This is a genomic window from Frigoribacterium sp. CG_9.8, from assembly GCF_015751965.1.
Classification (GTDB): domain Bacteria; phylum Actinomycetota; class Actinomycetes; order Actinomycetales; family Microbacteriaceae; genus Lacisediminihabitans.
Map to the genome: position 1 here is coordinate 238,764 of NZ_JADOVH010000002.1, position 25,783 is coordinate 264,546.

The window sequence follows — 25,783 nt, forward strand, 5'->3', positions numbered from 1 at the left end:
GTCCCTAGAAACTGTTTCGCTCGTCGGTCGAGAGCAGGATGCCGTCCTGGATCGCACGCTTGCGAAGCGCCACCTTCGTGCCAACGTCGATGCCGGCGACGCGGTACTTCTCTCGGATGCGCTTGAGATAGCTCTTTGCCGTCTCCTCTGAGATGCCGAGCTGGGATGCGACAGCCTTCACCGGTTCCCCGCCGCCGTAGAGGGCCATCACCCGCCGCTCCTGAGCGCTCAGCTTGGGAGCACCACCGATGTCGCTGGCGTTGAGGGCGAGGTCTAGTTCGGCGGAGACGAATGAGTTGCCCGTAGCCGCAGCCCGGATTGCCTCCGCGATCATGTCGGCGTCCTCGCTCTTCACGAGATAGCCGAGGGCACCGGCCGCAAGAGCCTCCCGCACCACGTTCGGTTCGGAGTACGTGCTCATGAGCACGGTCTTCACACCAGTGGTCTTGAGCGTCGAGATCTTGAGCGAGACCGGAATGTTGTCTTTGAGGTCGAGATCGAGCAGTACTACGTCCACCGGAAACTCGGGATGGGTCAACAGCTCCGGCCATGTGCACACGGCAGCAACCATGTTGATGTCCGATGCGGCATTGCGGATCCATTCGGTGAGGGCACCGAGCAACATCTTGTGGTCGTCGACCAGCGCGAGGCGGATTCGGTTGTCAGTGTCTGTTGAGGCGGTGTCTGGCACGAAGGCTTCCCGTTCTGTGTTGGCGTCTGATTCGATGCTATTGATTGGCAGGGTTCGTGACGATGCACTCTATCTCGACACGCAGGCTCGAGTCTTGGGTGGAGTCGAGGAATCGACCTACTTTGCCGATCGCCTCCCAGGTGGCGGGATCCACCCGGCTCCGTGGCACCGCGGTGGTCGTGATGATGAGCGGAACCGTGATGTTATTCGAGCCGGCCTCCGACACTGCTGTAACCGGACCGATCGTGAGTTGGGCGGTCGGGGAGGACTTGCTCTGGTCGCTCACGAGTAACCAGACCGCGGCGAGCAGCCCGTCGCGTTGCTGCGGATCCAGCAGGCCAGCGAGACTTCCACGATCGGCAAGGGTCACTGACCTACCCAACTGCTCGGATTCCGTGATCGCGTGGTACAGCCAGGTTTCGCGACGGCCCTCGATGAGGTGCAGGCGCAGTTCGGTTGCGAGGGATGCTGCTGTCGAGGCCGTCTCGGGGGACAGGGGGAGGGTCAGGCGTCCCGTTGCGACGGATTCGAGTAGTTCCTCGGCGGCGAGGTCGAGCCGTGCGAGCTCCTCGGACGCGAGCATACCGACGGCAAAACGTGGCGCAGATACCGTGCTCTGAACCAGCACCCGATCGAGCTCCAGTTGCACGATCCGGCGGAACTGTCGCAGAACGTAACTTCCGAACACCACCGGCATCACTGCCGTCGCGATGAGCAGCAGCTGGGCAGGGATGTTCTCGGCGGTGAGTCGCATCGACAACAGTATGGCCACAAGCAATGTCGTGCCGAGGGTAAACGCGACGGCAAGCAGTTCACGACTTCGACGGAGAGTGAGGGCGGCGAGGAGCCCGAAGCCGACGGATGCGGCCGAAGTGACGTAACGTCCGACATCGTGGAGCGGCCACACGGCGATGAGGTCGAATGCCACGGTGCCGCTGAGGCCAAGCAGGAAGACACCGAACAACCAATTGGGCATCTGCTCGCCACGTGTGGCGATCGTGGTGGCAACGCCGGTGAGCGCGAGTGCGTACACCACCCAGGCGAGAGCGGCCGGCAGGAGGTTCGGGTATTCGCCGGCGTGGCTCACAAACATGACGATGCCGTAGACCGCCTGCACCGCGGCGAGGAGACCCGCTCCGAGACCAAGCCAGCCGGTGCCGAGGCTCGCCCCGCGGGCGCTGGCCTGGCGCATGGCGCGTCCGGCAGTCGACCCGGTCGGCACCCCAGACCGGCCGGGCTTGCCGAGGATGACACCGAGGGTATTCTCCTCGGGGCGGATGTAGCTGGTCACTTGGGCACCTCAAGGACGACGGTGGTGCCAGCTCCCGGGGAAGAGAACAGCCTGACATTGCCGCCGACTTCGCTGAGTCGGGCGACGACGGAATCCTTGAAGCCGAGTCGCGCCTCATCGATATCGGAGAGCACGAAACCGACGCCGGCATCTGTCACCATCGCCCGCACGGTGGACTCATCGTCGGTGATGGTGACGTGCGCGTCAGTTACGCCGGCGTGACGGCGCACATTTTCGAGGCACTCCGCGAGGGCGAGGAGGAAGGCGTCGAGAACATCGCTCGGCAGCAGCACCTGGCCGGTGCCATGCCAGCTGACCTCGAGTCCCATGCGTCCGAATCGTTGCTTAACGGATTCGAGTGTTGTGCCAAGTGCGGTCTCCTCGACCGGCTCAAGGGTGTAGCTGCCGGAGGACTGTGGAACAGGGGTCGCCCCCAACCTCAGCTGGCGCAGCAGCCGCGCGTCCTCACCCGCCTGCTGCTGGAGGGCGGAGGCCGCGACACCGACGCCGGAGTGGGCAAGGAGGGTAAGGGTCGCGAGCACCGTATCGTGGAGCAGCCGCGCGCCCTGGCGGCGCTGGGCTTCGGTCTCGCTGGCCTGCCGTTCCGCGCGGTGGGCACGCCCGATGCTGTGGATCCTGCGCCCGGCACGCGGGATGCTTGCAGACAGCCAGTAGCCAAAGATCGTTGCGAGCATCCAGCCGAGAAGGATCTGGGCATCCTGCATTCCGACGTTGCCCGGAATGGCGAGCTCGGCAAGCACCACTGTCACCACGAATGCGAGCACGAGTGTGACGAGGCGTACGACACTGACGGTGAGCACCACCGCAAACGATGCGAGTGCACCGGCGGCAAGCGGAACGATCGCCGTACCGAGAGAGGGACTCACCGTGTCGCCTTCCGAGAGGTACACGACGACGAGGATACATAGCCCTGACAGGATGCCGAGCCCGACCCAGCTGAGAGATCGGTTCACTCCGACCCAGTACAGACTCAACGCGAGAATTCCGAATAAGGGGAGTACCAAGAGCAGCGTCATCAAGGGCACCACCCCGGGAACTGAGAAACAGACAACCGCAACCGCGGTGGACCCTAGGCCGATAAAACGGGCGGACCGCTGCAGGATCCGATCGCGCTCCCTGGCAATGAGTTTCACAGTGCAATAGTCACACATCCACACCCGTTATAGGGGTGGCGACACCACGGGTGACGCGCGGCAACCACCGGTCTTTACCGGCCCTCACCGGCCACTAATCGGTTCTCACTGGCCCCTACTCCGGGGCAAGCCAGCCAACGCGAACACCGTGGCGTCTCAGCAGGATCTTGGTGCCAAGATCGAGCCCGACATCGCGATACTTTCGCCGCGCGCGTTTGATATAGGACTTGACCGTCTCCTCGGTGGTCCCCATATCTCCCGCGACCTCGCGGATGGACCGCCCGGAGGCGTAGAGCATGATGGCCCGGAGTTCCTGCCGGCCGAGGCCCGGCTCGAGTGTCCTCCCGTCGTTCGACAGGGCACCGGTGAGGAAGCCATTCGCGTAGCGCTGTCCGGCGGCGGCGGATAGAATCGCGCGCACCAATTCGTCCGCTGGTTCGGTTTTGGGCACGAACGCGAGTGCACCAGCACGGATGGCACTCTGCACAGAAGACGACTCTGCGTGGCGGCTCATCACGATGGTGCGCGAGCCGGCAGCACTGAGTGCGCGCACCTTGGCGCCGATCGAAATATTGTCGTCGAGGTTGAGATCCAGGGCGACCACGTCGACGGGGAACTCGGTGTTCGCCAACAGAGCGGCCCAGCTGGTGACGCCAATGGCAACATGAATGCCGTGGCGCCGCGAATGCAGATGCGCGACGAGTCCGTCCACGACGAGCCGGTGATCGTCGACGATCGCAACTCGGATAGGCGCACATTTCACTCGCTTGCGAGACACACGCACCGGCTTTCCACTGGGGGATGGCCAGATCGGCTTCTGGTACTCATTGTTTAGAGTACCCAGACTAGTGAAGCTGACTGTCACCGGTGGGCAGGGTGTTTTCCCGCAGGCACGCGGGCTGCGCTCCCGTTTATGGCCCGGGCCGTGTTCCGGGCTGCGATTGCAGCAGTCGGGCGAGCTCCGGTCCGACAAGCTGGTCCTCGATCAGAAATCCGTCGTGACCGAACTGAGAGTGGATGACCACTGCCCGCCCACCGTCGATATTGCTCGAGACCCCGCCGGCGATCGTCACCTGGTCGACCATCGGGAACAGCCGGTCACTGTCGATTCCGAGCACGACGTTCTGCGCGGTAACCCGGGCGAGGGCTGCTGCGACACCACCGCGGTCGCGTCCGATATCGTGCGAGTTCATGGCCTGCACGAGCAGAACATAGCTGTTGGCATCGAAGCGCCGGGTGAACTTGTTGCCGTGGAAGTCGAGATAGCTTTCCACCGCGAACTTGCCGTCCGCACCGAGGGGACTCACGCTCGATTGCCAACTGCGTTCGAACCGGTCGTTGAGTTCGGTGGGTGAGCGGTAGTTCAGCAGGGCCATCCGGCGGGCCAGCGCAAGCCCACGGTACGGTCCATCCCCATCCGCGCCCTCGTAGTAGTTACCGTCTGCGAAGCGCGGATCCATGTTGATTGCTTCGATCTGCACCGAGTTGAGCGCGATCTGGTCTGCGCTTGAGATGGTCGGCGCCGCGATCACAGCCACTCGATCGAGACGGCTAGGGTGGCCGATGGCCCATTCGAGAGCGTGCATCCCGCCCATGGATCCACCGATCACCGCCGCCCAGCGCGCAATTCCGAGTGCGTCGGAGAAAGCGACCTGCGCCGCAACCTGGTCGCGGATCGTCAGGTAGGGAAAACGGCGTCCCCATTCGCGCCTGTCGGGGGCGAGGGAAGCGGGCCCGGTACTGCCCTGGCAGCCCCCGAGCATGTTGGGTGCCACGACGAACCAGTGATCCGTATCGATTGATTTGCCCGGTCCGATGATGCCGGACCACCATCCGGCAGTGGGATGCCCGGGGCCAGCGGATCCGACGACGTGGCTGTCCCCGGTGAGAGCGTGGAGCACCAGTATGGCGTTCCCGCGATCCTCGGCGAGTTCGCCCCAGGTCTCGTAGGCGATTCGGGCGGAGGGGATGGTGCCACCCCGCTCAAACTGCTGGGCCCCGATCGGCACGAACAGTCGGTCGCCGGGGTGATCGCCCTCACGCCATGCACCGGTCGCGGGAGGCTTGCCACTGATCGCCCGGGTGTTCGCTTCGGTGACGAAGCTCGATGGGACTGTGTCCTCGGATGTCTGCCAGTCCATGTCCCGCTAAGTATGGCAAGTTTGGCTGAGGTCGCGCCTTTTGTTACGGATCGGCCGATGTCACGGGCGACAGAGCAGCGCGCCGCCCTGCCGCGCGCTGCTCTGCTGATCGAGACCGCTAGGCGCTTTGGGCGGCCTTCGTGACGGCGCGGGCCGCGGCGAGTCCGGCAGAGAGGTCGGCGATGATGTCGTCGATGTTCTCGAGGCCGACCGAGAGTCGCACAAGTCCAGGGGTCACCCCGGAGGTCAGCTGCTGCTCCGGGGTGAGCTGCGAATGGGTTGTCGATGCCGGGTGGATGATGAGGCTGCGCACATCTCCGATGTTGGCGAGGTGGCTGAACAACGAGACGCTGTCGACGAGGGCTGCTCCGGCATCCACTCCACCCTTCAGCTCGAACGAGAGCACTGCACCGACGCCCTTGGGGGCATAGGTGTTGGCTGCGGCGTACCACGGGCTCGAGGGGAGCCCGGAGTAGTTGACCGAGGCGACATCCTCGTGGTTGTCGAGCCATTCGGCCACGGCCTGCGCATTCTGCACATGGCGCTCGATGCGAAGGCTCAGTGTCTCGATGCCCTGAATGAGCTGCCAGGCGCTCGCCGGGGCGATTGCGGATCCGAAGTCGCGCAGCAGTTGAACCCGTGCCTTGATGATGTAGGCGATGCCGTCCCCGAGAACCGTGGTGTAGCTCGCGCCGTGATACGAGGGATCCGGCTCGGTGAGGCCGGGGAACTTCTCGACGTTCTTGGACCACTCGAACGTGCCACCGTCGACAATGACGCCACCGATAACGGTGCCGTGGCCGCCGAGGAATTTGGTGGCGGAATGCACGATGATGTCGGCTCCGTGCTCGAACGGGCGGATCAGGTACGGCGTCGCGATCGTGTTGTCGACGATGAGCGGAACGCTGTTCTCATGTGCCACATCGGCGACCTTGCGGATGTCGAGGATGTTGATCTGCGGGTTGCCGATGGTCTCCGCGAAGAAGAGCTTGGTGTTGGGGCGAACTGCCGCGGCCCACTCGGCAGCGTCATCCTGGTCCTCAACAAAGGTGGTGTCGATGCCGAGCTTCTTCAGCGTGTACTTGAAGAGGTTGTAGGTGCCTCCATAGATCGAGGAGGAAGAGACGATGTGGTCGCCGGCCTCGGCGATGTTGAGAACCGCGATGGTCGCGGCGGCCTGGCCGGAGGCGAGCAGGAGAGCTGCAGTACCACCCTCGAGGGCCGCGACGCGCTCCTCGACCACATTCTGGGTGGGGTTCTGGATGCGGGTGTAGATGTTTCCGAATTCGGCCAGAGCGAAGAGATTCTTGGCGTGCTGGGCACTGTTGAAGACGTAGGAGGTGGTCTGATAGATCGGGGTTGCGCGAGCGTTGGTCACGGGGTCGGGTGCCGCACCCGAGTGGATCTGCTTGGTTTCGAACTTCCAGCCTGCCGCGGTGTCGCTCATGATTGTCTCCTCGAGTCGTGCGGGCAGGGGGGTCGCTCGCTGCACAGAGTTTATGGAGCCCCGCGTGGTGGCAGCAATGGCCTGCGACATCCGGCGTAATGATTCAATTGTTACACGCGACTAGTCATGTAAGACTAATTGGATGTCATCCATTCGGCTTTTCATCCTCGGCTCCCTCGCCGAGCGCGGCCCGATGCACGGGCACGGGCTGTTGCTTCTCGCTGAGGAGGAACACATTGACGAGTGGACCGACTTTGCGCCGAGCGCCGTGTACGGGGCGATGAAGCGACTGGCAGCCGAGGGCCTGCTGGTAACCGATCGGGTCGAAAAGCATGGCAACTACCCGAAGCGGCACCTGTATCGGATCAGCGAAAGCGGGGAGCTCGCGCTGAGTCTGCTCCGCACCCAGGGCTTGACCGAACTCGCGATCAAACCCGATCCGCTCGATCTGGCCCTGGCCAGACTCGATCCCGGCGCACTCGATAACCTCTCGATGATCATCGAAGAGCGGCTTGCGCAATTGCGCGATGGTGCGGCTTCGAAGCAGGCACACCTCGAGGAGATCACGCGTTATCTCACCGTGGCTGAGACCTGGGCGATGCGACACCAGCTCTCGCGCTGGCGGAGCGAAGCCGACTGGCATGAAGAACTCCTCGCGGCGCTGCCCGAGATTATTGCGGATGAAAAATCCCGCGCCGAAAAATCCCGAAGGGAAAACAGATAGTGTCAACCACCGCTACCGCACCGAATGCTCTCGGAGTGTCTCCGAAGCGTGCGTGGCAGGCCCTCAGCGTGCTGCTCATCGGCATGTTCATGTCCTTGCTCGACGCCACCATCGTCAACGTCGCACTTCCCACTATTCGTACGAGTCTCAGCGCCGACGAGGCAACGCTGTCCTGGATCATCTCCGGATATGCCCTTGCCTTCGGTCTTGTGCTCATCCCGGCTGGTCGACTCGGAGATCGGTTCGGCCACAAGTGGATCTTCGTGACGGGCCTCGCCCTCTTCACCGTGGCGAGCCTCGCCTGCGGCCTCGCCCAGGACAGCACCCAGCTCGTCGTCGCGCGAGTGATCCAGGGACTTGCTGGCGGGATTTACCTCCCCGCAGTGACCGCGTTCATCCAGTTGCTGTTTGTAGGCAGGACCCGCGGCACCGCGTTCGCCGTCATGGGTGCCGTCATCGGTGTGTCGTCTGCTCTCGGCCCGATCGTCGGCGGTCTGCTCATCGAGGCGTTCGGAGAAAAAGAGGGCTGGCGGTACGTGTTCGATGTCAATGTGCCGATTGGCATCATTGCGCTTGTCGCGGCGGTAGTTCTGCTCCCGAAGGGAGCCGTGAGCACCAAGGCCTCCGGTGGTGTCGACTGGATCGGTCTTGTATTGCTTGCCAGCGGTCTCGTCGCGATCCTCGTTCCGCTCATCGAGGGTCAGACTCTCGGCTGGCCGCTCTGGACCTACCTGTTGATCGCTGGGGGAGTGGTACTCATCGTGCTGTTCGCTCTGTGGGAGATCTCCTACACGAAGCGGGGCAAAAGCCCGCTGGTACCACCGCACCTTTATTCGCACGCGGCATTCACCGGCGGAACGATCCTGGCGCTCGTCTACTTCGCGGCCTTCACCAGCATCTTCTTTTCCATCTCCATCCTCTGGCAGTCGGGCCTCGGGCACACCGCCCTTGAGTCGGGTTTCGTCTCGATCCCGTTCGCCATCGGAAGCATCATCGGGGCGTCGCAGAGCAGCAGGCTCGCGCCGATCCTGGGGCGAAGAACGCTCGTCATCGGCGTCGGGATGCTCACCGTCGGGCTCGTCGCGGTCTGGTTGGTGCTGCTGCTGGTGCCCGCCGCCGACCTCACGAGCTGGCTTCTGCTCGGCCCACTGCTCATCGCGGGTATCGGAAGTGGGCTGTTCATCGCCCCCAACGCCCAATTCATCGTTGCAACGGTAGATCCACAGGAAGCCGGGGCGGCGAGCGGTGTGGTCGGGACGATGCAGCGCCTCGGCAGCGCGGTGGGCATCGCGGTGATCGGAAGCGTGTTCTTCGGTTCCCTGTCGATTGCGAAGCCGACAGCGGCCCAGATAGCCGATGCCGCCAAGACCTACGGTGCGGAGGGCTCACAGGCTGTGAAAGCGGCCATCACCGAAATTGCGCAGCAGAACGTCGCGGTCGGCTTCACCCACAGCGCCGCCATGGCAATAGCCGTGAGTGCCGCCTTCGCGCTCGTCGCATTCTTCCTGGTATTCACCCTGCCCAAGCGCGTCAGCCCGGGCTGGGAGGACAAGCCGAACGCTGCTGCCGGGAAGCAGCCATCCGCTTCCCCAGAGGGCAAGCCGGCCGCACACTGACGGGAGCACTGCGGATGGACTGCGCCGGCTGTGGGCAACCATCACCGTGTTGTGCGACCACCTCCCTGAAGAATCACGGTGGTGGTCGCCAATCACGGTGATGGTGTGGTCTGACCCGGGGTGCTGCACAGGGTGGCCGCGTTACGGTTGCTGAACGACACACCAGGGAGAGAAATGACGGCACGACGGGTTGTAGTAACCGGAGCGAGTTCGGGCATCGGAGCGGCCACCGTTCGACTGTTCCGCTCCCGTGGCTGGGATGTGGTCGGCGTCGCCCGCCGCACCGATCGTCTCGAAGCGCTCGCCGCCGAGACCGGGGCCGATATCTTCACCGCGGATGTCACCGACCAGGCCCAGGTGGATGCACTTCGTGACTACCTCGCCGATCTTGGACCGATCCACGCCCTAGTCAACAATGCGGGTGGGGCGTTCGGTATGGCCTCAGTGGAAGAGAGCCTGGCCGAGGACTGGACCCGCATGTTCGACGTGAACGTTGTGGCGGTGAAACGGGTCACGAGTGCGCTCCTGCCCCTGTTACGAGCTGCCGCAGCGATGCCGGATGCTGCGGGTGTCGCCCATGCGGACATCCTCACTGTCACCTCCATCGCCGGCCACATCTCCTACGAGGGCGGCGGAGGCTACAACGCCGCTAAATTTGCCGCTCACGCCCTGGTGGGCGTGCTGCGGTTGGAACTCGCTGGCGAACCGATCCGGGTTCTCGAAGTCGCGCCGGGAATGGTGCAGACCGACGAGTTCTCTCTCGTTCGCTTCGGGGGAGACCAGGCTCGCGCCGACGCCGTCTACGACAATGTGGCGAATCCATTGCATGCCGAAGACATCGCCGAGGCAATCGTGCACTCGATCGAACTGCCGGGATTCGTGAATCTGGATCTGGTGACGATCAAGCCGGTGGCGCAGGCTGCACCGCACAAGGTGATCCGGGGAGCACTCGTGCCCAAGCAGTAGTGCCACCCGGGCAGCCGCTAGCGTGGGCACATGACAATTGGTGAGGATGACACCCACGATCGCGAGATCCTGGACTGGACACAGTTCGGTGCGGCGAGTCGCGAGCTTGCGACCCAGGTTCGGGCAAGCGGCTTCGTGCCTGACATGGTGGTTGCAATCGCCCGCGGCGGTCTTCTCCTGGCTGGATCGGTCGCCTACGCGCTCGACGTGAAGAGCTGTGGAGCCATCAATGTGGAGTTCTACACCGGGGTCGACCTTCGCCTCGACGAACCGATCCTGCTCTCCCCGATGCTCGACACTCCCGCTGTTTCCGGGCATCGCGTGCTGGTGGTCGACGATGTCTCGGACTCTGGCCGCACCCTCGCGATGGTGCTCGCCCTGCTGGCCACAGCGGGAGCGGATGTGCGGAGCCTCTGTCTCTACTCCAAGCCGCAGACCGTGCTCGAGCCCGATTACGTGTGGCGGCGCACCGCGAAGTGGATCGCCTTCCCCTGGTCATCGTTGCCGCCGGTCAGCGCGTGACCGACCCCGCGTTCCCTCAGGGCGGTTCGCCGGACGCTCATGCCCTGACCGGTGCTATCGACCAGGGATGGGCTGGTGCACTTCGTCCGGTCGCTGCGGTGATCGCACAGCTCGGGGAGTTTCTCGATGGCGAAGTCACCGCCGGCCGCGGTTACCTCCCCTCCGAGGAGAACGTGTTTCGGGCCTTCGAGTCCCCTTTCGCGGAGGTGCGGGTGCTCATCGTCGGGCAGGATCCGTATCCGGGCCTCGGGCATCCGATCGGGCTCTCCTTCGCCGTCGACGGGGCCGTTCGACCGATCCCGCGGAGCCTCTGGAATATCTACAAGGAGCTGCGCAGCGATGTGGGCGTCACGCCGCCCGAGCACGGCGACCTGAGCGCCTGGACGCAGCGGGGGGTCATGCTGCTCAACCGCGTGCTGACTGTGCAGCCCGGGAGGTCGGGTTCCCACCGCCGGAGGGGCTGGGAAGCCGTGACGGCCACGGCCATCCACGCGCTTGCCGATCGCGGCGGACCGCTCGTCGCCATCCTGTGGGGCAAGGATGCCATCGCGCTCGAGCCGATGCTCGGCTCCGTGCCCGTGATCAAATCCGTGCATCCGAGTCCCCTGTCGGCCGGGGGTGGATTCTTCGGATCGCACCCGTTCAGCCGGGCGAACGCATCCCTGGTGGAGCAGGGTGCTGAACCGATCGACTGGACGATCCCGGCGTAAACTTGGCCCATGCTCGAGGAGGAATACCAGGCCACCAATCGCCCAGTGGGAGCGCAGCGCAATCTGCCGCCGCTTGAGGTGCCGTTCGAGTATTCGATCCGGGATGCCCGGCTCGAAGACATGCCGGATATCCGGGAGATCTACAACCACTATGTGGCGAATTCGACGGTGACTTTCGACGAGGTCGCGCAGTCACTTCGAGAGACCCGCGCGAAGTTCCAGCACCTGAAGAAGCTGGGCATGCCCTACCTCGTGGCCGAGAGCGCAGGCCAGCAGATCCTCGGTTATGCCTATGTGTACCCGTGGAAGGAGAAGGCCGCCTACCGGTTCACGGTCGAGAACTCGATCTACCTTCGTGCCGCGTCCACCGGAAAAGGCCTCGGCACAGTGTTGATGGGTGAGCTGATCCTGCGGTCGAAGCAGGCCGGGCTCAAGGAGATCATCGCGGTCATCGCCGACCGGGGAGCCGACGCATCCATCAAAATGCACCGGGACTTCGGGTTCAAAGAGATCGGCCGCATGGGCAAGGTTGGTTTCAAGTTCGATCGCTGGCTCGGCACGGTGCTGATGCAGAAATCGCTCAAATAGCTCACGCTGAATTGGACCTGTGCACTGACCGGAGGATGTCCCGCAGCGCCGCTGTCACTTCGCCAACGCTCGCGGGTTCGCCGCGCCAGAGCATCCGCAGGATCAGGCCGTCAATGGCGAGGGCGGCGACGCGGGCGTAACGCCCGCTCGGCACGATCGGTGCGATCGCTCCCTCGAGCGAGCGATACCAGAGATCCGCTGCCTCACGCAGGCTGTCGCGACGCATCGCGAGAAAGAGCAGTTCGTACTGCGCGATGGCGGATGCCCGGGAGCCATATACCCAGCCGTGCAGCACGATCGCGGTATCGGTGAGTGATCGGCAATCGAGGTGCGCAAACAGGGCGACCTGCTGCTCGGTCACGCGCAGCAGGGCGCTCACTAGCAGGTCGTCGATGCTTGCGAAGTAATAGGTCGCTGCGGCAAGCGGAACGCGGGCTTCGGCGGCCACGGCGCGGTGGGTGACCGCGCCAAGTCCACCCGATTCGAGAACGCGGATCACCGCATCCTGCAGTTCGGTGCGTCGGGCCTCGCCCTTTGCCGTCGTGGCAACCACGTCAGTGCTTTCCGCCGAGTTCGAGCATTGCGACGCCGCCGATCACCAGGACCATTCCGCCGATTTGCACGAGGGTGAGCGGTTCCTTAAAGAAGATCCAGCTGATCACGACGACCAACACGACACCGACACCAGCCCAGATCGCGTAGGCGATGCCGAGCGGAACTCCCTGGGTGAGTGATTGCGAGAGCATGGCGAACGCGGCGATGTAGCCAAGGGTGACGATCGCGTACGCCAAAATCCTGTTCGCCCCGTCGCCGGTGGCGAACTTGAGTGCGGTCGTCGCAATCACTTCGGCCACGATGGCCCCCGCCAGGAAAAGATAGCCCATGGTGTTCTCCTCAGATCGGTACAAATGTACTAGAAAGTGCCGGTGTTGCCAGACGGGCGCAGGCTCGTGACGGGTGCGGGAGCCTGCCCGCGCTACAGTCGAGGGATGCCCGAAGCGCCTCGCAGCCGCCCCGCGAACTACGTTGTGCTCCACACTCTGCACGGCCATGTACGCTCCCGCCCCGCCCCCGTGTTCGCCGCCCTCGATGCGAGGTTCCGGCCAAGCGATTCCTCGGGCAGCCTCTACCTCGCCGATCCTGGAGCGTTTTTCATCGTGGCCCAAGGGGGCTGGTGGTATCGCGCGGAATATCGGGTCGTCCCGGATGAATGCGGCTCGCACGTTGAGCAGGTGATACTGAATGTCGCCCAGACCGCTCGAACCCTCGGGCGGTTCACCGCCCGCCGAGTCGTCGAGCGTGCACCCGGCGCGTTCCAGACGCTACTGCGGCAGCTGCGGCTCGAACTCGAATAGCCGTCGCGTCGCGCAAGCGTGCCGTGTGGTGCGCTGTGCGCCGCGCGTGTTCTGTGCGCCGCGTGTTCTGTGCGCTGCGCGTGTTCCCTTGGCAGGCGACAACCTAGGCTCGAATGATGTTCGAACTTCATCACCTCAGCGCCCAGGAGCAGTGGGACTGGTTGCAGCGCGGCGAGATCACCCCCGTCGAGCTCACCCGGCACTACCTCGACCGCATTGAACGTCTCGATGGAGAGCTCGGTGCGTTCGTGACGGTGACCGCGGAGGAGGCGATCGCGCGAGCCGGATCCCTGCCCCCACGCATCCCGAAGAGTGCGCCGCTGTGGGGCCTGCCACTGGGAGATAAGGATCTCGTGAATCGTGCCGGCGTGCCCACCGGGTACGGTTCGAGACTCATGGCAGGGTTCGTACCCGAGCGGTCAGATGCTCTCGTCGAGGCACTGGATGCCGCAGGCGCGGTGAGCCTCGGTAAGACCAGCGCCCCGGAGTTCGGGCTGCCCTCCTACACCGAAAGCCTCGTCGGCCCTCCCGCGCGCACACCCTGGAACACCTCACTTGGGGCGGGCGGATCCAGCGGTGGAGCGGCGGTAGCCGTCGCGGCCGGGCTGCTGCCGTTCGCTCCGGGCTCTGACGGCGGTGGCTCCGTTCGTATTCCTGCCGCGGCATGCGGCCTGGTCGGCCTCAAACCCTCGCGGGGATTGGTGCCAAGCGGTACCGGACTCGGCTCCCTCGGTGGCCTCGTCGTGCCAGGCCCGCTTGCTCGCACGGTAGCGGATGCCGCGATGCTTCTGGACGCCCTGATCGAAGGCGGCGAGTACCCATTCACCGTGCGTGCACCGCGCTGGGAGGGTGGAGCCCTGCTCAACGCGGCCGTGCGCGGAGAGGGTCGGTTTCAGCTCGGGGTGATGACGACCTCACCGTGGGATGACGCCTACGACATCGGGATTGCGCCCGAAGCATCCGCTGCCCTCGCCCTGGCCCTGTCAGAACTCGACGCGGTCGGGCACGGAATAGAGGAAATCGCCCTCGAGCCGGATGACTCCTATGCTTCGAACTTCCGCACGATCTGGCAGGCGGGCGCTGCGGGCATCCCCGCGGAGGGTGAGCAGCTCGACCTGCTCGAGCCGCTCACCAAGTGGCTCGTGCTGCGCGGGCGGCAGGTGACCGCGCGCGAACTGGCGAGTTCGCTCGGTGCGCTCGCGGAGTTCGAGCGCTCGGTCGTCCGCCAATTCCGCCGGTTCGATGCCGTGGTCACACCGGCCCTCGCGATGACACCCCGGCCGATCGGCTGGTACGACGCGGTGGATGCCGAGCGTAACTTCGCGCAGCAGGTCCAGTACACGCCGTTCACCTCATTTGCGAATGTGAGCGGGCTACCGGCGATCACCCTTCCGGTCGCCGAAACTGCCGATGGACTACCGATGGGGGTGCAGCTGGTGGGACGCCCGGGAGGCGAGCATGTGCTGCTCGCTATCGGCGCGCAGCTCGAGCGCCGTCTCCAGTGGCAGCGGCGGCATCCACCGCAGTGGTGACGTCGCTCGTGACGTGGCTCGCGGCGTGGCTGGTGACGTGGCTGCGCCGTCCCTCACGACAGCCCGACGAGCTCGGCGCTCTGCTCCCAGAGCTTCCGGCACAGTGCCTCGTTTGAGGCGTCTTTGCGCTCCCGGCCATCCGGTGAGAGCCCATCGAAATAGGTGCCACTCGGTGACGTGATGTCATGCTCGGAGGCCAGATGGATGAGCGGAGCGGCACCCTGCTCGGGGCTGATTCCCAGCGATCCGCGGCTGACGAACTGCCCGAGCCGGAGCAGGCCCGAGTCTGCACCGAAACCGGTCGCCACGAAGCCCGGGTGAAAAGAAAACGCGTCGACTCCGGTGCCGGCCGTGCGCCAGGCGAGTTCGCGGATGAACATGATCGTCTGGAGCTTGCTCGTGCCATAGGGCAGCCATCCACCGGCATAGGCCCGACGACGCCAGTGGAGGTCACCGAGGTCGAGCCGCGAGAACAGGTTGGCACCGCTGGCGGTGGAAATCACCCTGCCGGCACTCCGGCTGATGCGGTCGAGCAGCAGGTTTGTCAGAAGGAATGGCGCGAGGTGGTTGTGCTGGAATGTGCGCTCGTAGCCATCCGCCGTTTTCCCCCGGGCAGTGACAAGGCCGCCGGCGTTGTTCGCGAGCACGTCGATGCGCGGGTAGCTTGCCAGCAGTTCCTCTGCGAGGGTGCGCACTTCAGCGAGACTGTCAAAGTCTGCGATGAACGGGAATCCACCCACCAGGTCGGCGACGGCGCGGGTACGCTCGGGGTTGCGTCCCACGACGGCGACTGTCGCACCCCTGGTGGACAGTGCAATCGCCGCGGCGCGACCGAGTCCCGAACTCGCCCCTGTGATGACGATGACCCTGCCGCTCAGTTCTGCGCTGGCTCCGCTCATCGGTAGCCCCCTTTTCTCGTTCTGCCTGTACTTCGAACCCGGTGAGTTGGGCGACGGGTCCCGCGGCGATATCCAACGGGCATGATTCGTTTCTACACTGTCCAGACCGGTCACCCGAACCACCCCGCCGGCCCGATCCATCGACTGATTCCCCCGGGCAACTTCATCCACCAGCCCTCGCCCACGCCGGTCGCCCCACGCCGGTCGCTCCACGCCGGTAAAATGGCGGCATGACCGACAGGTTGCACCGAGTCGCGCTCGTGTCGATGCACACGTCCCCCGCGGCAGATGCGGGCAGCGGGGACGCCGGAGGCATGAACGTGTCCCTGCTGGCGACCGCGACCCAGTTGGCAGTGCGCGGGGTCGAAGTCGATCTCATCACTCGGGCGATCGGCCAGACGCGCGTCACGCAGCTTGCTGACGGTGTGCAGCTGCACGAACTTTCGGCTGGTCCGCACGGACCGATTGCCAAGGACCGCCTCAGCGATGTCGCCGACGAGTTCGGTGAGGCTGTAGCGCAGCTCACCGGGCGCCAGAAGGCACGTTACGACCTCATCCACGCGCATTACTGGTTGAGCGGGCTTGCGACCCTTCCCGTGGCCCTCGAACTCGGACTTCCCTTCGTGCAAAGTTTTCATACCCTCGCGGCGATGAAAAACGCCTCGCTCGCGCCCGGGCAGGCGCCAGAGCCGGAGAGACGGCTGCTCACCGAGATGTACCTTGCGAACCAGGCCAGTGCCGTCGTTGCAGGGTCGTCAGCGGAGGCGTCCGCGATTATCGACGCGGTGCGCGCCCCGGCCGATCGGGTCTGGGTCATTCCTCCCGGAGTGGATGTCGACCTCTTCACGCCGATGCGAGCGGATGCTGCGGACTCGCGCCTGCGCAGCGAACTCGCCATCGCCCCGGGCCGCCCGATCCTCGCCGTCGTCGGACGAGTGCAGCCACTCAAGGACCAGGAGCTCGCGATTCGCGTGCTCGCCGAACTTCACACGCTGAGTGGTTCTGCGCCGGTACTTGTGGTGGCGGGGGAGGCGACACCGGGTGAAGACGGCTATGCGTCATCCCTCCGGTCGATCGCCGCCGAGCTCGGCGTGCTTGCGGAGGTGCGATTCGTCGGCACGCTGTCGCGGGAGAGGCTTGCTGATCTGCTCGCTGTCGCCACGCTCACTCTCGTGCCTTCTCACTCGGAGACCTTCGGGCTGGTCGCGTTGGAGTCCGCGGCGAGTGGCACACCGGTGATCGCGTTTCGCGCGGGCGGGCTGGTCGAGTCGGTCTCGGCCGGGGTGTCCGGATTGCTGGTCGATTCTCGCGACCCACGCGCCTGGGCGCAGGCCACCGGCTCCCTGCTCGATGACGGAGCACGTCTCGAACGGCTCTCCGGCTTGGCCAGAGACTACGCTGAGGGATTCACCTGGGCCGCCACGGCGACCGCGCTCACCGGGGTCTACGCGAGTCTGGTGTGATTCCCGTCTGTTCCCCTGTTTGATTTTCTTCTGATTCAGGGACGGCCGTAGGTTTCAAGTAGCCGCAGCCAGATCTCGCTCATCGTGGGGTAGGCGGGCACCGCATGCCAGAGACGATCAATCGGCACCTCGCCGACGATAGCAATCGTGGCTGCATGCAGCAGCTCCGAGACATCCTGCCCCACAAAGGTGGCACCGATGATGACTGCGCGTTTCTCGTCCACGATCATGCGCGCCTGGCCCTGGTAGCCGTCGGCTTGGAGGGCTGCCCCGGCTACCCCGCCGAGGTTGTAGTCGACGACGCGCACGTCGTAGCCGGCTTTTTCTGCCGCCCTCGCAGTGAGACCCACCGACGCGACCTCGGGATCGCTGAACGTGACCTGCGGCACCATTTCATGGTCGGCGGTCGCAGAATGTTTTCCGAAGCGATTGTCGTGCACACCCGTTCCGAGGGCACGTGCCGCGATCACGTCGCCGGCGGCCCGTGCCTGGTACTTACCCTGGTGGGTGAGCAGTGCCCGATGATTGACGTCGCCGCAGGCGTAGAGCCAATCGAAGCCTGACACACGCATGGTGTCGTCGACATCGAGCCAGTCACCGGGGGTCAGGCCGACGTTCTCCAACCCCAGGTCGTGTGTGTTCGGCACCCGCCCGATCGAGACGAGAACCTCATCCGCCACGACAGTTGTGCCGTTGTCGAGCGTGAGGGTCACGCCGGTGTCATCCCGGTGGGCTGAGAGGGTCTCGACCCCGCGCAGCACCGTCGCGCCGAACTTCTCGAGCGCTGCCGTCACGAGCTCGCCCGCGAAGGGCTCTTGATTGCTGAGGAGGTCGGCACGGGAGATGATCGTCACCGTGGTGCCGAAGCTCTGGTAGGCGGTCGCCATCTCGACACCGACAACGCCGCCACCGATGATCGCGAGTCGTTTCGGAGCCACCTTTGCGCTCGTGGCCTCGCGGCTGGTCCAGGGGGTGACCTCCGAAAGTCCCGGGATATCGGGGAGCATGGCAGCGGATCCGGTACACACGGCGACCGCGTGCCGTGCGCTGTAGACGGTGCCATCGACTGTGACTTCCCTTTCGCCGGTGAGCCGCGCGTGGCCGCGCACGAAGGCGATTCCCGCTGACTCGACCCATTTGACCTGGCCGGCATCATCCCAGTTGCTCGTGAAGCTGTTGCGGCGGGCGAAGGTGGCTGCAACATCCAACTCACCGGTCACGGCTTCGCGGGTGCCACCGACAGCCTGGGCTGCACGAAGCGCTATCCCGCTTCGCAGCAGTGCTTTCGATGGCATGCAGGCCCAGTAGGAGCATTCTCCGCCAACGAGCTCGCTTTCGATCAGCAGTGCGGTCAGCCCGCCCTGCACCGCGCGATCGGCAATGTTCTCGCCAACGGCTCCGGCACCGATCACGATGAGGTCATACGTGGTGTCGATCATGTGTTCTCCTAGCGATTGATGTTTGGGTCTTCTTCAGGGTGCGCACCTGAGCCACGCGACCGCTTGGCGAGGTGAGACAAATTCAGCGGCCGACGAATTCAGCGCTCGTGCGCGTGACGAACGCCGTCATCCCGATGGCAGCATCCTCACTCTGCAGGAGGCGCACGAGCTCGGGTTGAAGTGCGGCCGCGGCTGCGGCATCCCCGTCGCGCAGCGCGAGTCTCGCGTTGGCAAGAGCAGCCTGCACCGCGAGCGGGGCCTGGGCGGCGATCCGCTGCGCCAGTTCGAGTCCGCGTTCGTATTGGGTGCCGTCCGCAACAACCTCCTGCACGAGGCCGATGCGGTGCGCTTCCGCCGCGTCGAACTGGTCGCCGGTGAGGATCCAGCGCATCGCATTGCCCCAGCCGACCGCACGGGGGAAGCGGATGGTGGCACCTCCGAACGGCAAGATACCGCGAGCGACCTCGATCTGCCCGAACCGCGTCGATGCCGCGGCGATCGAGATGTCGCTCGCGAGCATGAGCTCGATACCGAGGGTGAGGCAGGTGCCCTGCACCGCCATCACGACGGGCTTGGTAAGGTATTGCCCGGAGACCTGCCAGGGGTCGATGCCGCCGTCGGGAACGGTGTGCAGGCCCCCCGCACCGATTCGGGGGGCGACGTCGGCGAGATCAAGTCCTCCGGTGAAGTGATCGCCGTGGGCGAAGACGAATCCCGCCCTCAGGTCAGGATCGCGCTCGAGCTCACCGTAGGCGAGAGCGAGCTGCTGCAGCAGGGCGAAATCGGCGGCGTTGCGCTTGTCCGGCCGGTTGAAGCCGATCAGCAGAACATGACCGTCGCGTTCGACGGTGATGCGAGGGGAGGATTCGGAACTGGTGGATGTCAACGCTGGCCTTTCACAATCTGGCTGGTCCCACCATGCTATTGCGCGCATACCCGTGAACCCTCAACGCTTCGAGGGCGCTGGGGTGGTGACCGAGGCGCTCAGGTGAGTGAGGTGTCAGTGGATGCGGCGCTGGCGGGCGGGGTACTGGCGGGTGGGGTGCCGGCGGGCGGGGTGCCGGCTGGTGGGGTGTCAGGCGGGCGGGGTGTCAGGTTCGCATGGTGCGCACGCTCAGGAAGGTGCGAAGGTGACACCCGACCCTGCCCGACCCGACCCTGCCCGACCCGACCCGACCCTGCCTCCTGGCGGTTCGAGACCGCGGGAATCAGCTCGCGAGTGCCCCGATGATGCGCAGGATGGTTCCCTGATCGTCTGCAGCGGCATCCGCGGATACCGGTGCGAACTCTGTCACCGCCGCTCCGGCCAGCGGAAGCGCGGCTTTGGCCGCAGCGATCACCGCCAGCAGGGTAGCAAGGGAGATACCGAACGGCTCGGGGTAGCCCACCGGGCCGAATTCGGCGGGATCGAGCACGTCGAGATCCACATGCAGATACACCGACGTGGCACCGCTTGCGGCCAGAGCGGCGGTAACTGAGTCGGCATCCAGAGCCAACGGGGCAATCATCACAATGCCGGCGCTTTCGAGGTAGGCCAGCTCAGCGTCATCCAGAGCCCGCGTGCCCGCTAGGATCACCCGCCCGGGGGAGAGCGGAACCTCGGGAACCAGCGCCTCTGGACCATCGCCGAGGAGTGTGCGCAGAACCATGCCGTTGAAGGCGTGTGAGGGTGACTCCGCTGGCGCATTGAGGTCTGCGTGGGCGTCGATCCACACCACTGCCATCGAATTGTTGTGGGCAGCCGCATGCTGGATGGAGGCGAGCTCTACCCCGCAGTCACCGCCGATGGTGATCGCCAATCCGGAGACGGTCGCGAGCGCCGCCAGCTGAGCGTCGCGAACCTGCCGCAGCGAGCTCAGCCGCAGAACCGCTGTGCCCTCATCTGTGCCGGCTTCTGACGGAACCTCGACCACGACAGTCGCGGAGAGTGGAAGATCTTCGCGGATGGCGGCGGCACCCTCAGCGAGCCTCATCGCCCGGGATGAACCCGAGCCCTGCCACTGGGGAACAACAAGAAAGGAGGCGGTCACCCTGACAAGTATGGCCGCCTCCCTGAGAGATCAGTGAACTAGACCGTGCGGGGGGCCTTGGCGAGGTTGGCCACGAGTTCGCTCATGTTCTGACGGATGACATAGGCCGGACGATCACGCTCCACTCGCCAGCTATCGGAGAGCGGCCCGATGTTGACGGTGTCGAAGCCGAATTCGTCGTAGAGCTTGGCGACGAAGTCGGAAGCATCCGCAAAATCAGACGATGTGGCGAGTGCACGCCGCTTCGGGTCCCCGGCGGGGAAGGAGTCTTCGGTGATATCCGTGGCCATGATGTGGTTGAAGCCCTTCGCCACTCGCGAGGTCGGCAGGTGTGCCTGCAGCATCCCCGACACGGTGGTTGTGCCCTCGTCAAGAGCGAGGATGTGGCCGTCGCGCTCGAAATAGTAGTTGTTCGTGTCGATCACGATCTTGCCGGCGAGGGGCTCGACCGGCACATCGCCGAGGGCCTTCAGCGGCACGGTGACGACCGCGATATCCGCGGCTTCTGCCGCCTGTACCGAGGTGCCGGCTGTCGCTTTCGGGCCCAGCTCCGCCACGAGGTCGGCGAGGGTCTCCGGTCCGCGTGAATTGCTGATCACGACGTCATAGCCGCTCTCGACCGCCTTGCGCGCGACCTGGCTGCCGATGTTTCCTGCTCCGATGATTCCAATAGTTGTCATATGCGAAGTAACAGGGACCCTGCGCAAATTGTTCCCAATACGCTCACTGGCGGTCGACCGCCAGCGCCGCTTACTGCTCGATGGCGGAGGGGGTCGGAGTGCCCGCTTTGAGAGCGGCGAGCCGCGCATCGAGCTCGACCGAGTCATCCGTCGCGTCCAACTGCTCGAACTGGGCGTCGAGGCTGGAGGCAGCTAGCTCCTGCCGACCGAGAACTGTCGCCTCCTGGCGGCGGATCTTGTCTTCGAACCGGCTGATCTCGCTCGTGGGATCGGTGAGATCGATCGACTTGATCGCATCCTGCACCTGAGTTTGCGCGTCTGCGGTATTCGAACGGGCGATGAGCTCATCGCGCTTGGACGACAGCTGACTGAGCTTGGTGCGCATGGCATCGAGGCCGCGCTTGAGCTGCTCGACGACCGCGGTCTGGGATGCGATGGTGGGTGCCGCATCCGTCGATTCCTTTTCGGAGGCGAGTTGGCGTCCGAGCGCAACCTTCGCGAGATTGTCGAACTTGTCGGCATCCACCGCGTTGCCCCCGGCACGCACCTCGTCGGCTTTTCTGCTCGCCGCCAGCGCCTTTCGGCCCCAGTTTGCGGCGTTATCGATGTCTTCGGCATAATCCGCTTCGAGAAGACGCAGGTTGCCGATGGTCTGGGCCACCGCGCTCTCCGCCTCGGAAATGCTGCTGGTGTAGTCCCGCACCATCTGGTCGAGCATCATCTTCGGGTCTTCGGCCGAATCGAGCAGCGCGTTGATGTTGGCCTTCGCCATCTGTGCGATGCGTCCGAGAATTGACTGCTTAGCCATGTTCGTTTCCTTGTCTTTGTGTCTTTGTGTCTTTGTGTCGTTGTGTCGTTGTGTCGTTGTCTGCTTGTGTTGCTGTGTTGCTGTGAATGCAGAATTTCTGCGCGGTCCACGAAGCTCTAAAACCGTCCTCCGCTGGAGCTGCCGCCGTCGCCGCCGAATGATCCCCCCGAGCTGCGCGAGCTGCCGCCAAAACCGCCCGTGCCGCCGCCGCCCCCGAAGACGCCCCCGCCACCGCCGCCGCTCAGCATGCCGCCGATGAGACCGCCGAGGATCGCGCCACCGAGACCGCCACCGAGACCGCCACCGAAGCTCCCACCGAGGCCGCCTCCGAGACCACCACCGAGACCACCACCCAGCCCCATGCCACCGGAGTCGATGTCGTTCTGGGCGAGTGCGAGCGCCTGCGCGGCCAGGAATTGGGCTGCTGTTGCTTCGGCCAGGGCCGTCGCAGGGTCTGAGGGTGCGAGCCCGAAGGCGAGATCGAGGTGACGGGCGGCCTCGGCGACCCGGGTGCGCGCGTCGGTGCCGACACCACCGCGCCTGGTGGTGATGAAGTCGCTGGCAGCGGTGACCTGGCTGGATGCCGTACTCAGGGCGGCAGGCAGCTGCGCGGTCGCCGCCTGCAGCTTTTGTTGCGCGTCCCGCACGGCATCGAGCACGCGGTCGAGCGCGGCATTCGCTGTGTTGAGCGAGGCGAGACTGGCCAGCGGATCGGCCGGTCCGCTACCGGTCGTCGCCGCAGTGAGTGCAGCTTGTGCGGCCGCGGTCGGCTCACTGAGTACTCCGGATGCGGCGGCCGGCAGTGTTTTCGCAGTCGCTAGATCCTGCCGGGTATCAGCGATCGCCGCGTCGAGTGTGCCGCGGGCATTGGCGAGCGCCGACGCGAGGGTGTCGATCGAATCGAGCAGCTGGATGGTCTGGCCGATGCTGGCCTGTGCCGCCCGCACGTTGATCGCCGCCGCGCCGGAGTCACCGCTGGCGATCGCCGCCTGCGCCGTGGATCCGGCGCTTCCAACGAACTCGAGAAGTTTCGCCACCTGATCGGGATTACCGGCGATCGAGGAGAGTGCCGCCGTCGAGTACGACTCCTGCAAAGAGGTGAGGGTGACGCGCGCCATCGCGAGTCGCGTCGTGACCGCCTCGGCATCCGTCACGGCGGTGAGAAGGACCTCTGGCGCATTCTGCTCGAGCCTCCGCAACTCATCGAAGGCATCCGCCTGGGCGTCGAGTTCTGTGTCGGCGGTGTCGCAGAGTTCGATGATGCGCAGGGTCATCTCCCGCTTCTGCTCCGGTGTCTCCGGCACCGAATCGTCGAGCTTTTGGCGCAGGGCAAAGGCCTCTGCCACCTGGGATTTAGCGGTTGCGAGAGTCGCACTGAACGGGGTGGTCGCCTCGGTGCCAAACTGCGCCACCGCGAATCCGAGCTCCTGTTCGCTTGTCTTCAGGGAGTCATCGAGCTGCACGAGCAGGCTGCCCGCTCTCTGGTCCAGTTGCGCCTGCGTCGGACCTGCAGGAGTGGAGACAACGCCACCCGCCCCCCTTTTTCGTCGCGATCGCTGTGAGAACACGACTGCGAGCACGACCAGCGCAAGCAGCATGAGAATGACCACGATCGGCAGAGTGGATCCGCCGCCAGAGGCCCCGGATGCACCGGAATCGCCGGTGCCTGAACTGCCGCTCGGTCCCCGGCTTGAGGCACTCGCGTAGCCGTTTGCCGCGGCCACGGCGGCTCCGACCCAGTCGTTCTGTTTCAGCGCCGGGATGATGTCGTCGGTCTCGACCCGCTGCGTCTCGCCAGCGTCCGGGGCGGAGTCGCCGTAGAAGATCGAATAGTTGCGGTCCACTGTTGCTACCGCAAGCAGGATGTCGGTGCTGCCGAGCCCGTTCTTCCTGGCGACGTCTTCGGCCCATGCGGTCTTATCGGCCACCCCGGTGAAACTGTCGACATAGACCACGAAGAGCTGGAGTTTCGTCGAAGCGTAGAGCGCATCTGTCGCGGCGGTGATCTCTGCGCCGCGCGATCCGACGGCGTTGACTGCATCCACAACATAGACTCCACCGAGATCCACCGGCGATTGGGCCTGTGCCGTCGTCGGCGCAGCGACGACAGCGCAGAGGGCGGCGAGCAGCGTGAGCGCGGCTACGGCAACCAGCCGGAACAAACGGGCTGTGACGGTGACGCGAATGACAGGCTCCTTGGATCGCAGAGTGACGGTGGCGATGTCGACTGCGATTCTACTGAATCCTGCTCAAAGCCGGGGTGCTACCGCAGGGTCACCTCGGATGTCGGCCCGGTCACGAGCTCGGTGCCCAGGCTCGAGCCATCCGGGTTCTGCCCGCTGAAATCAATGGCGGCTGAGACCTGGTACCGACCGGCAGCCACCTGCGGCAGGTCACCACGGAAGCTGCCTGCGCTGTCGTCTTCAACCGCGCAAGTGACCGGCGTGAATGACGCCGGATAGGTCATCGATGTTCCGGGCGCCAGGTCCACAAGCGCTGCCATCGCGATCATGGGGCCGTTGCTGTGCCACAGCACGAGACCGCCCTTCGAAAGGGTGATGGCCGGGTACGCGGCCGAGGAGCCCGTGATCCGCGTGCTACCCGTGTTCGTGAGCGTCACCGTGCCTGAAACCCGGTCGGACGAGGCATCCGCTGGCCCAAAGCTGGTGGTGAGCACGAGTCCGGCCGCATTTGGCGCGACCTCGGCAAGGGTGCCGCCGCAGAGGTTGAGCCGCCCGTCGGGGGCAAGGGTGAGCCCACCGTTTGTCGCCGCGCTGCCGTCCTTCGACTCCGGCCCCGGTAAATTCGGCCCCGTCACGTCCGGCGCGGCCGCGCTCGACGTGGAGCCGGTCGGCGGCACCAGAGCGCGGATGCCACTGAACCCAGCAGCGCCGATTCCCGCAACGGCGAGCGTTGTCGCGCTACCCACCGCGACCTGCTGGGCGAGCCGGCGACGGGAGCTGCGGCGGAGCACGCGTGCGAGGTCGACCCGCCCGAGCGACGGACCAGCCTCACCGAACATCTTCTTCAGATCAGATTCTGCGGACATGGACTGCTCCCTGCGTATCGGTATTGGTGGTGGTGGATGCTTTGGGATTTGCTTCCTCGGACAGCGCGACGGCCATTTTTTTCAGGCCGTCGCTGAGGTAGCGTTTCACCGCGCCGGAGGAGATTCCGAGCCACGTGGCGATGTCGTCGACCTTAAAGTCTTCGTAGTAGCGCAAGACGATGCAGGCTCGCTCGCGCGGGGTGAGTTTTGCAAGCTCGGCCGTGAGGTCGAGACGACTGTCGGTGGCGGGAGCTGTCGACTCCTGAATGTCCGGTACTGCAGCCAAGTGGACGATCCGCCTCCAGCGGGTCGTTCGGCGCCCCCCGTCGAGCCAGGCGTTGAGAATGGCGCGGCGCACATATGCTTCGGCGCTGACGACGGTAAAGCCATTGCGAAGCCGGCCAAAGGTTTTCACCAGGGCATCCTGAACCAGGTCGGCTGCGTCATCCGCACTGCCGCTGATCAGCCAGGCGTACCGGGTCAGTGCATCGCCGCGTTCGGCAACCAGCGTCTCAACGACTGATCGCCAATCGCCTGATTGCCAGCCGCTGCCAGCTGTGTCGTGCTGTGGTGCTGTCCCGGGCATCCGGTTCCCCTCGCGCGCCTCTGAAAAAGAGTGTCTACCTTCTGAGACGCACGAGGGGGATAAAACGTTGTACTGGGGTCCACTTTTATTTC

General features: G+C 65.0%; 26 protein-coding genes. 9 read left to right on the forward strand and 17 right to left on the reverse strand.

Annotated features, from left to right (window positions below; translation table 11 throughout):
* Positions 1 to 4 precede the first annotated feature (4 nt).
* The 6 genes from IWX88_RS06015 to IWX88_RS06040 all read right to left on the reverse strand — a co-directional run bounded on the left by IWX88_RS06015 (position 5) and on the right by IWX88_RS06040 (position 6,724).
* The gene (locus IWX88_RS06015; RefSeq protein ID WP_370568201.1) at positions 5 to 691 is read right to left on the reverse strand and encodes a response regulator; all 687 of its coding nucleotides are present in this window, start codon (positions 689 to 691) and stop codon (positions 5 to 7) included.
* 37 nt (positions 692 to 728) lie between these two features.
* Complete coding sequence (locus IWX88_RS06020; protein ID WP_196828276.1) at positions 729 to 1,982, reverse strand: hypothetical protein; 1,254 nt, start codon at positions 1,980 to 1,982, stop codon at positions 729 to 731.
* Positions 1,979 to 3,019, reverse strand: a complete 1,041-nt coding sequence (locus IWX88_RS06025; RefSeq protein WP_231368920.1) for a sensor histidine kinase — start codon at positions 3,017 to 3,019, stop codon at positions 1,979 to 1,981. The genes IWX88_RS06020 and IWX88_RS06025 overlap by 4 nt, the downstream gene beginning before the upstream one ends.
* Before the next feature lie 232 nt (positions 3,020 to 3,251).
* Positions 3,252 to 3,914: a response regulator gene (locus tag IWX88_RS06030; RefSeq protein WP_370568202.1), complete on the reverse strand. Its 663-nt coding sequence runs from the start codon at positions 3,912 to 3,914 to the stop codon at positions 3,252 to 3,254.
* 133 nt (positions 3,915 to 4,047) lie between these two features.
* A complete protein-coding gene (locus IWX88_RS06035; protein ID WP_196828282.1) occupies positions 4,048 to 5,277 on the reverse strand; it encodes a homoserine O-acetyltransferase in 1,230 nt (409 codons plus the stop codon).
* Between the two features lie 118 nt (positions 5,278 to 5,395).
* Positions 5,396 to 6,724, reverse strand: coding sequence for a bifunctional o-acetylhomoserine/o-acetylserine sulfhydrylase (locus IWX88_RS06040; RefSeq protein ID WP_231368922.1), 1,329 nt, complete (start codon positions 6,722 to 6,724; stop codon positions 5,396 to 5,398).
* 142 nt (positions 6,725 to 6,866) lie between these two features.
* On the opposite strand from IWX88_RS06040, the gene IWX88_RS06045 reads away from it, so the two are divergent.
* From IWX88_RS06045 to IWX88_RS06070, 6 genes are all read left to right on the forward strand, one after another.
* Positions 6,867 to 7,448: a helix-turn-helix transcriptional regulator gene (locus tag IWX88_RS06045; protein WP_196828286.1), complete on the forward strand. Its 582-nt coding sequence runs from the start codon at positions 6,867 to 6,869 to the stop codon at positions 7,446 to 7,448.
* Positions 7,448 to 9,064: an MFS transporter gene (locus IWX88_RS06050; RefSeq protein ID WP_370568203.1), complete on the forward strand. Its 1,617-nt coding sequence runs from the start codon at positions 7,448 to 7,450 to the stop codon at positions 9,062 to 9,064. Before IWX88_RS06045 ends, IWX88_RS06050 begins: the two co-directional genes overlap by 1 nt.
* A gap of 174 nt (positions 9,065 to 9,238) precedes the next feature.
* Entirely contained in the window at positions 9,239 to 10,030 is a 792-nt protein-coding gene (locus IWX88_RS06055) for an SDR family NAD(P)-dependent oxidoreductase (protein WP_196828288.1), read from the forward strand.
* 30 nt (positions 10,031 to 10,060) lie between these two features.
* Positions 10,061 to 10,552: a phosphoribosyltransferase gene (locus IWX88_RS06060; RefSeq protein WP_196828290.1), complete on the forward strand. Its 492-nt coding sequence runs from the start codon at positions 10,061 to 10,063 to the stop codon at positions 10,550 to 10,552.
* Positions 10,553 to 10,596: 44 nt separating this feature from the next.
* Positions 10,597 to 11,262 carry a uracil-DNA glycosylase gene (locus IWX88_RS06065; RefSeq protein WP_196828923.1) on the forward strand — a complete coding sequence of 222 codons (666 nt, stop codon included), beginning with the start codon at positions 10,597 to 10,599 and terminating at the stop codon, positions 11,260 to 11,262.
* A 9-nt stretch (positions 11,263 to 11,271) separates the two neighbouring features.
* Positions 11,272 to 11,850: a GNAT family N-acetyltransferase gene (locus IWX88_RS06070; protein ID WP_196828292.1), complete on the forward strand. Its 579-nt coding sequence runs from the start codon at positions 11,272 to 11,274 to the stop codon at positions 11,848 to 11,850.
* 1 nt (position 11,851) lies between these two features.
* On the opposite strand, the gene IWX88_RS06075 is transcribed toward IWX88_RS06070, so the two are convergent.
* Positions 11,852 to 12,403, reverse strand: a complete 552-nt coding sequence (locus IWX88_RS06075) for a TetR family transcriptional regulator (RefSeq protein ID WP_196828294.1) — start codon at positions 12,401 to 12,403, stop codon at positions 11,852 to 11,854.
* Between the two features lies 1 nt (position 12,404).
* A complete protein-coding gene (locus IWX88_RS06080) occupies positions 12,405 to 12,734 on the reverse strand; it encodes a multidrug efflux SMR transporter (protein WP_196828296.1) in 330 nt (109 codons plus the stop codon).
* A gap of 105 nt (positions 12,735 to 12,839) precedes the next feature.
* On the opposite strand from IWX88_RS06080, the gene IWX88_RS06085 reads away from it, so the two are divergent.
* Positions 12,840 to 13,205, forward strand: a complete 366-nt coding sequence (locus IWX88_RS06085; RefSeq protein WP_196828298.1) for a hypothetical protein — start codon at positions 12,840 to 12,842, stop codon at positions 13,203 to 13,205.
* A gap of 116 nt (positions 13,206 to 13,321) precedes the next feature.
* The gene (locus IWX88_RS06090) at positions 13,322 to 14,737 is read left to right on the forward strand and encodes an amidase (protein WP_196828300.1); all 1,416 of its coding nucleotides are present in this window, start codon (positions 13,322 to 13,324) and stop codon (positions 14,735 to 14,737) included.
* A gap of 53 nt (positions 14,738 to 14,790) precedes the next feature.
* On the opposite strand, the gene IWX88_RS06095 is transcribed toward IWX88_RS06090, so the two are convergent.
* The gene (locus tag IWX88_RS06095; protein WP_196828302.1) at positions 14,791 to 15,636 is read right to left on the reverse strand and encodes an SDR family NAD(P)-dependent oxidoreductase; all 846 of its coding nucleotides are present in this window, start codon (positions 15,634 to 15,636) and stop codon (positions 14,791 to 14,793) included.
* Positions 15,637 to 15,866: 230 nt separating this feature from the next.
* Here IWX88_RS06095 and IWX88_RS06100 point away from each other — a divergent pair, with 230 nt between their 5' ends.
* The gene (locus IWX88_RS06100; RefSeq protein WP_196828305.1) at positions 15,867 to 17,099 is read left to right on the forward strand and encodes a glycosyltransferase; all 1,233 of its coding nucleotides are present in this window, start codon (positions 15,867 to 15,869) and stop codon (positions 17,097 to 17,099) included.
* 35 nt (positions 17,100 to 17,134) lie between these two features.
* Here IWX88_RS06100 and IWX88_RS06105 read toward each other — a convergent pair whose 3' ends face one another.
* The 8 genes from IWX88_RS06105 to IWX88_RS06140 all read right to left on the reverse strand — a co-directional run bounded on the left by IWX88_RS06105 (position 17,135) and on the right by IWX88_RS06140 (position 25,691).
* Complete coding sequence (locus IWX88_RS06105) at positions 17,135 to 18,538, reverse strand: NAD(P)/FAD-dependent oxidoreductase (RefSeq protein ID WP_196828307.1); 1,404 nt, start codon at positions 18,536 to 18,538, stop codon at positions 17,135 to 17,137.
* A gap of 82 nt (positions 18,539 to 18,620) precedes the next feature.
* Positions 18,621 to 19,424, reverse strand: a complete 804-nt coding sequence (locus IWX88_RS06110) for a crotonase/enoyl-CoA hydratase family protein (RefSeq protein WP_231368923.1) — start codon at positions 19,422 to 19,424, stop codon at positions 18,621 to 18,623.
* Between the two features lie 322 nt (positions 19,425 to 19,746).
* Complete coding sequence (locus IWX88_RS06115; RefSeq protein WP_370568204.1) at positions 19,747 to 20,568, reverse strand: arginase family protein; 822 nt, start codon at positions 20,566 to 20,568, stop codon at positions 19,747 to 19,749.
* Between the two features lie 38 nt (positions 20,569 to 20,606).
* Positions 20,607 to 21,275: an NADPH-dependent F420 reductase gene (locus IWX88_RS06120; protein WP_370568205.1), complete on the reverse strand. Its 669-nt coding sequence runs from the start codon at positions 21,273 to 21,275 to the stop codon at positions 20,607 to 20,609.
* A 43-nt stretch (positions 21,276 to 21,318) separates the two neighbouring features.
* Positions 21,319 to 22,056: a PspA/IM30 family protein gene (locus tag IWX88_RS06125; RefSeq protein ID WP_196828314.1), complete on the reverse strand. Its 738-nt coding sequence runs from the start codon at positions 22,054 to 22,056 to the stop codon at positions 21,319 to 21,321.
* Positions 22,057 to 22,172: 116 nt separating this feature from the next.
* The gene (locus IWX88_RS06130; RefSeq protein WP_196828316.1) at positions 22,173 to 24,218 is read right to left on the reverse strand and encodes a TPM domain-containing protein; all 2,046 of its coding nucleotides are present in this window, start codon (positions 24,216 to 24,218) and stop codon (positions 22,173 to 22,175) included.
* 101 nt (positions 24,219 to 24,319) lie between these two features.
* A complete protein-coding gene (locus IWX88_RS06135) occupies positions 24,320 to 25,105 on the reverse strand; it encodes a hypothetical protein (protein ID WP_196828318.1) in 786 nt (261 codons plus the stop codon).
* A complete protein-coding gene (locus tag IWX88_RS06140; protein WP_196828320.1) occupies positions 25,089 to 25,691 on the reverse strand; it encodes an RNA polymerase sigma factor in 603 nt (200 codons plus the stop codon). The genes IWX88_RS06135 and IWX88_RS06140 overlap by 17 nt, the downstream gene beginning before the upstream one ends.
* Positions 25,692 to 25,783: the final 92 nt, after the last annotated feature.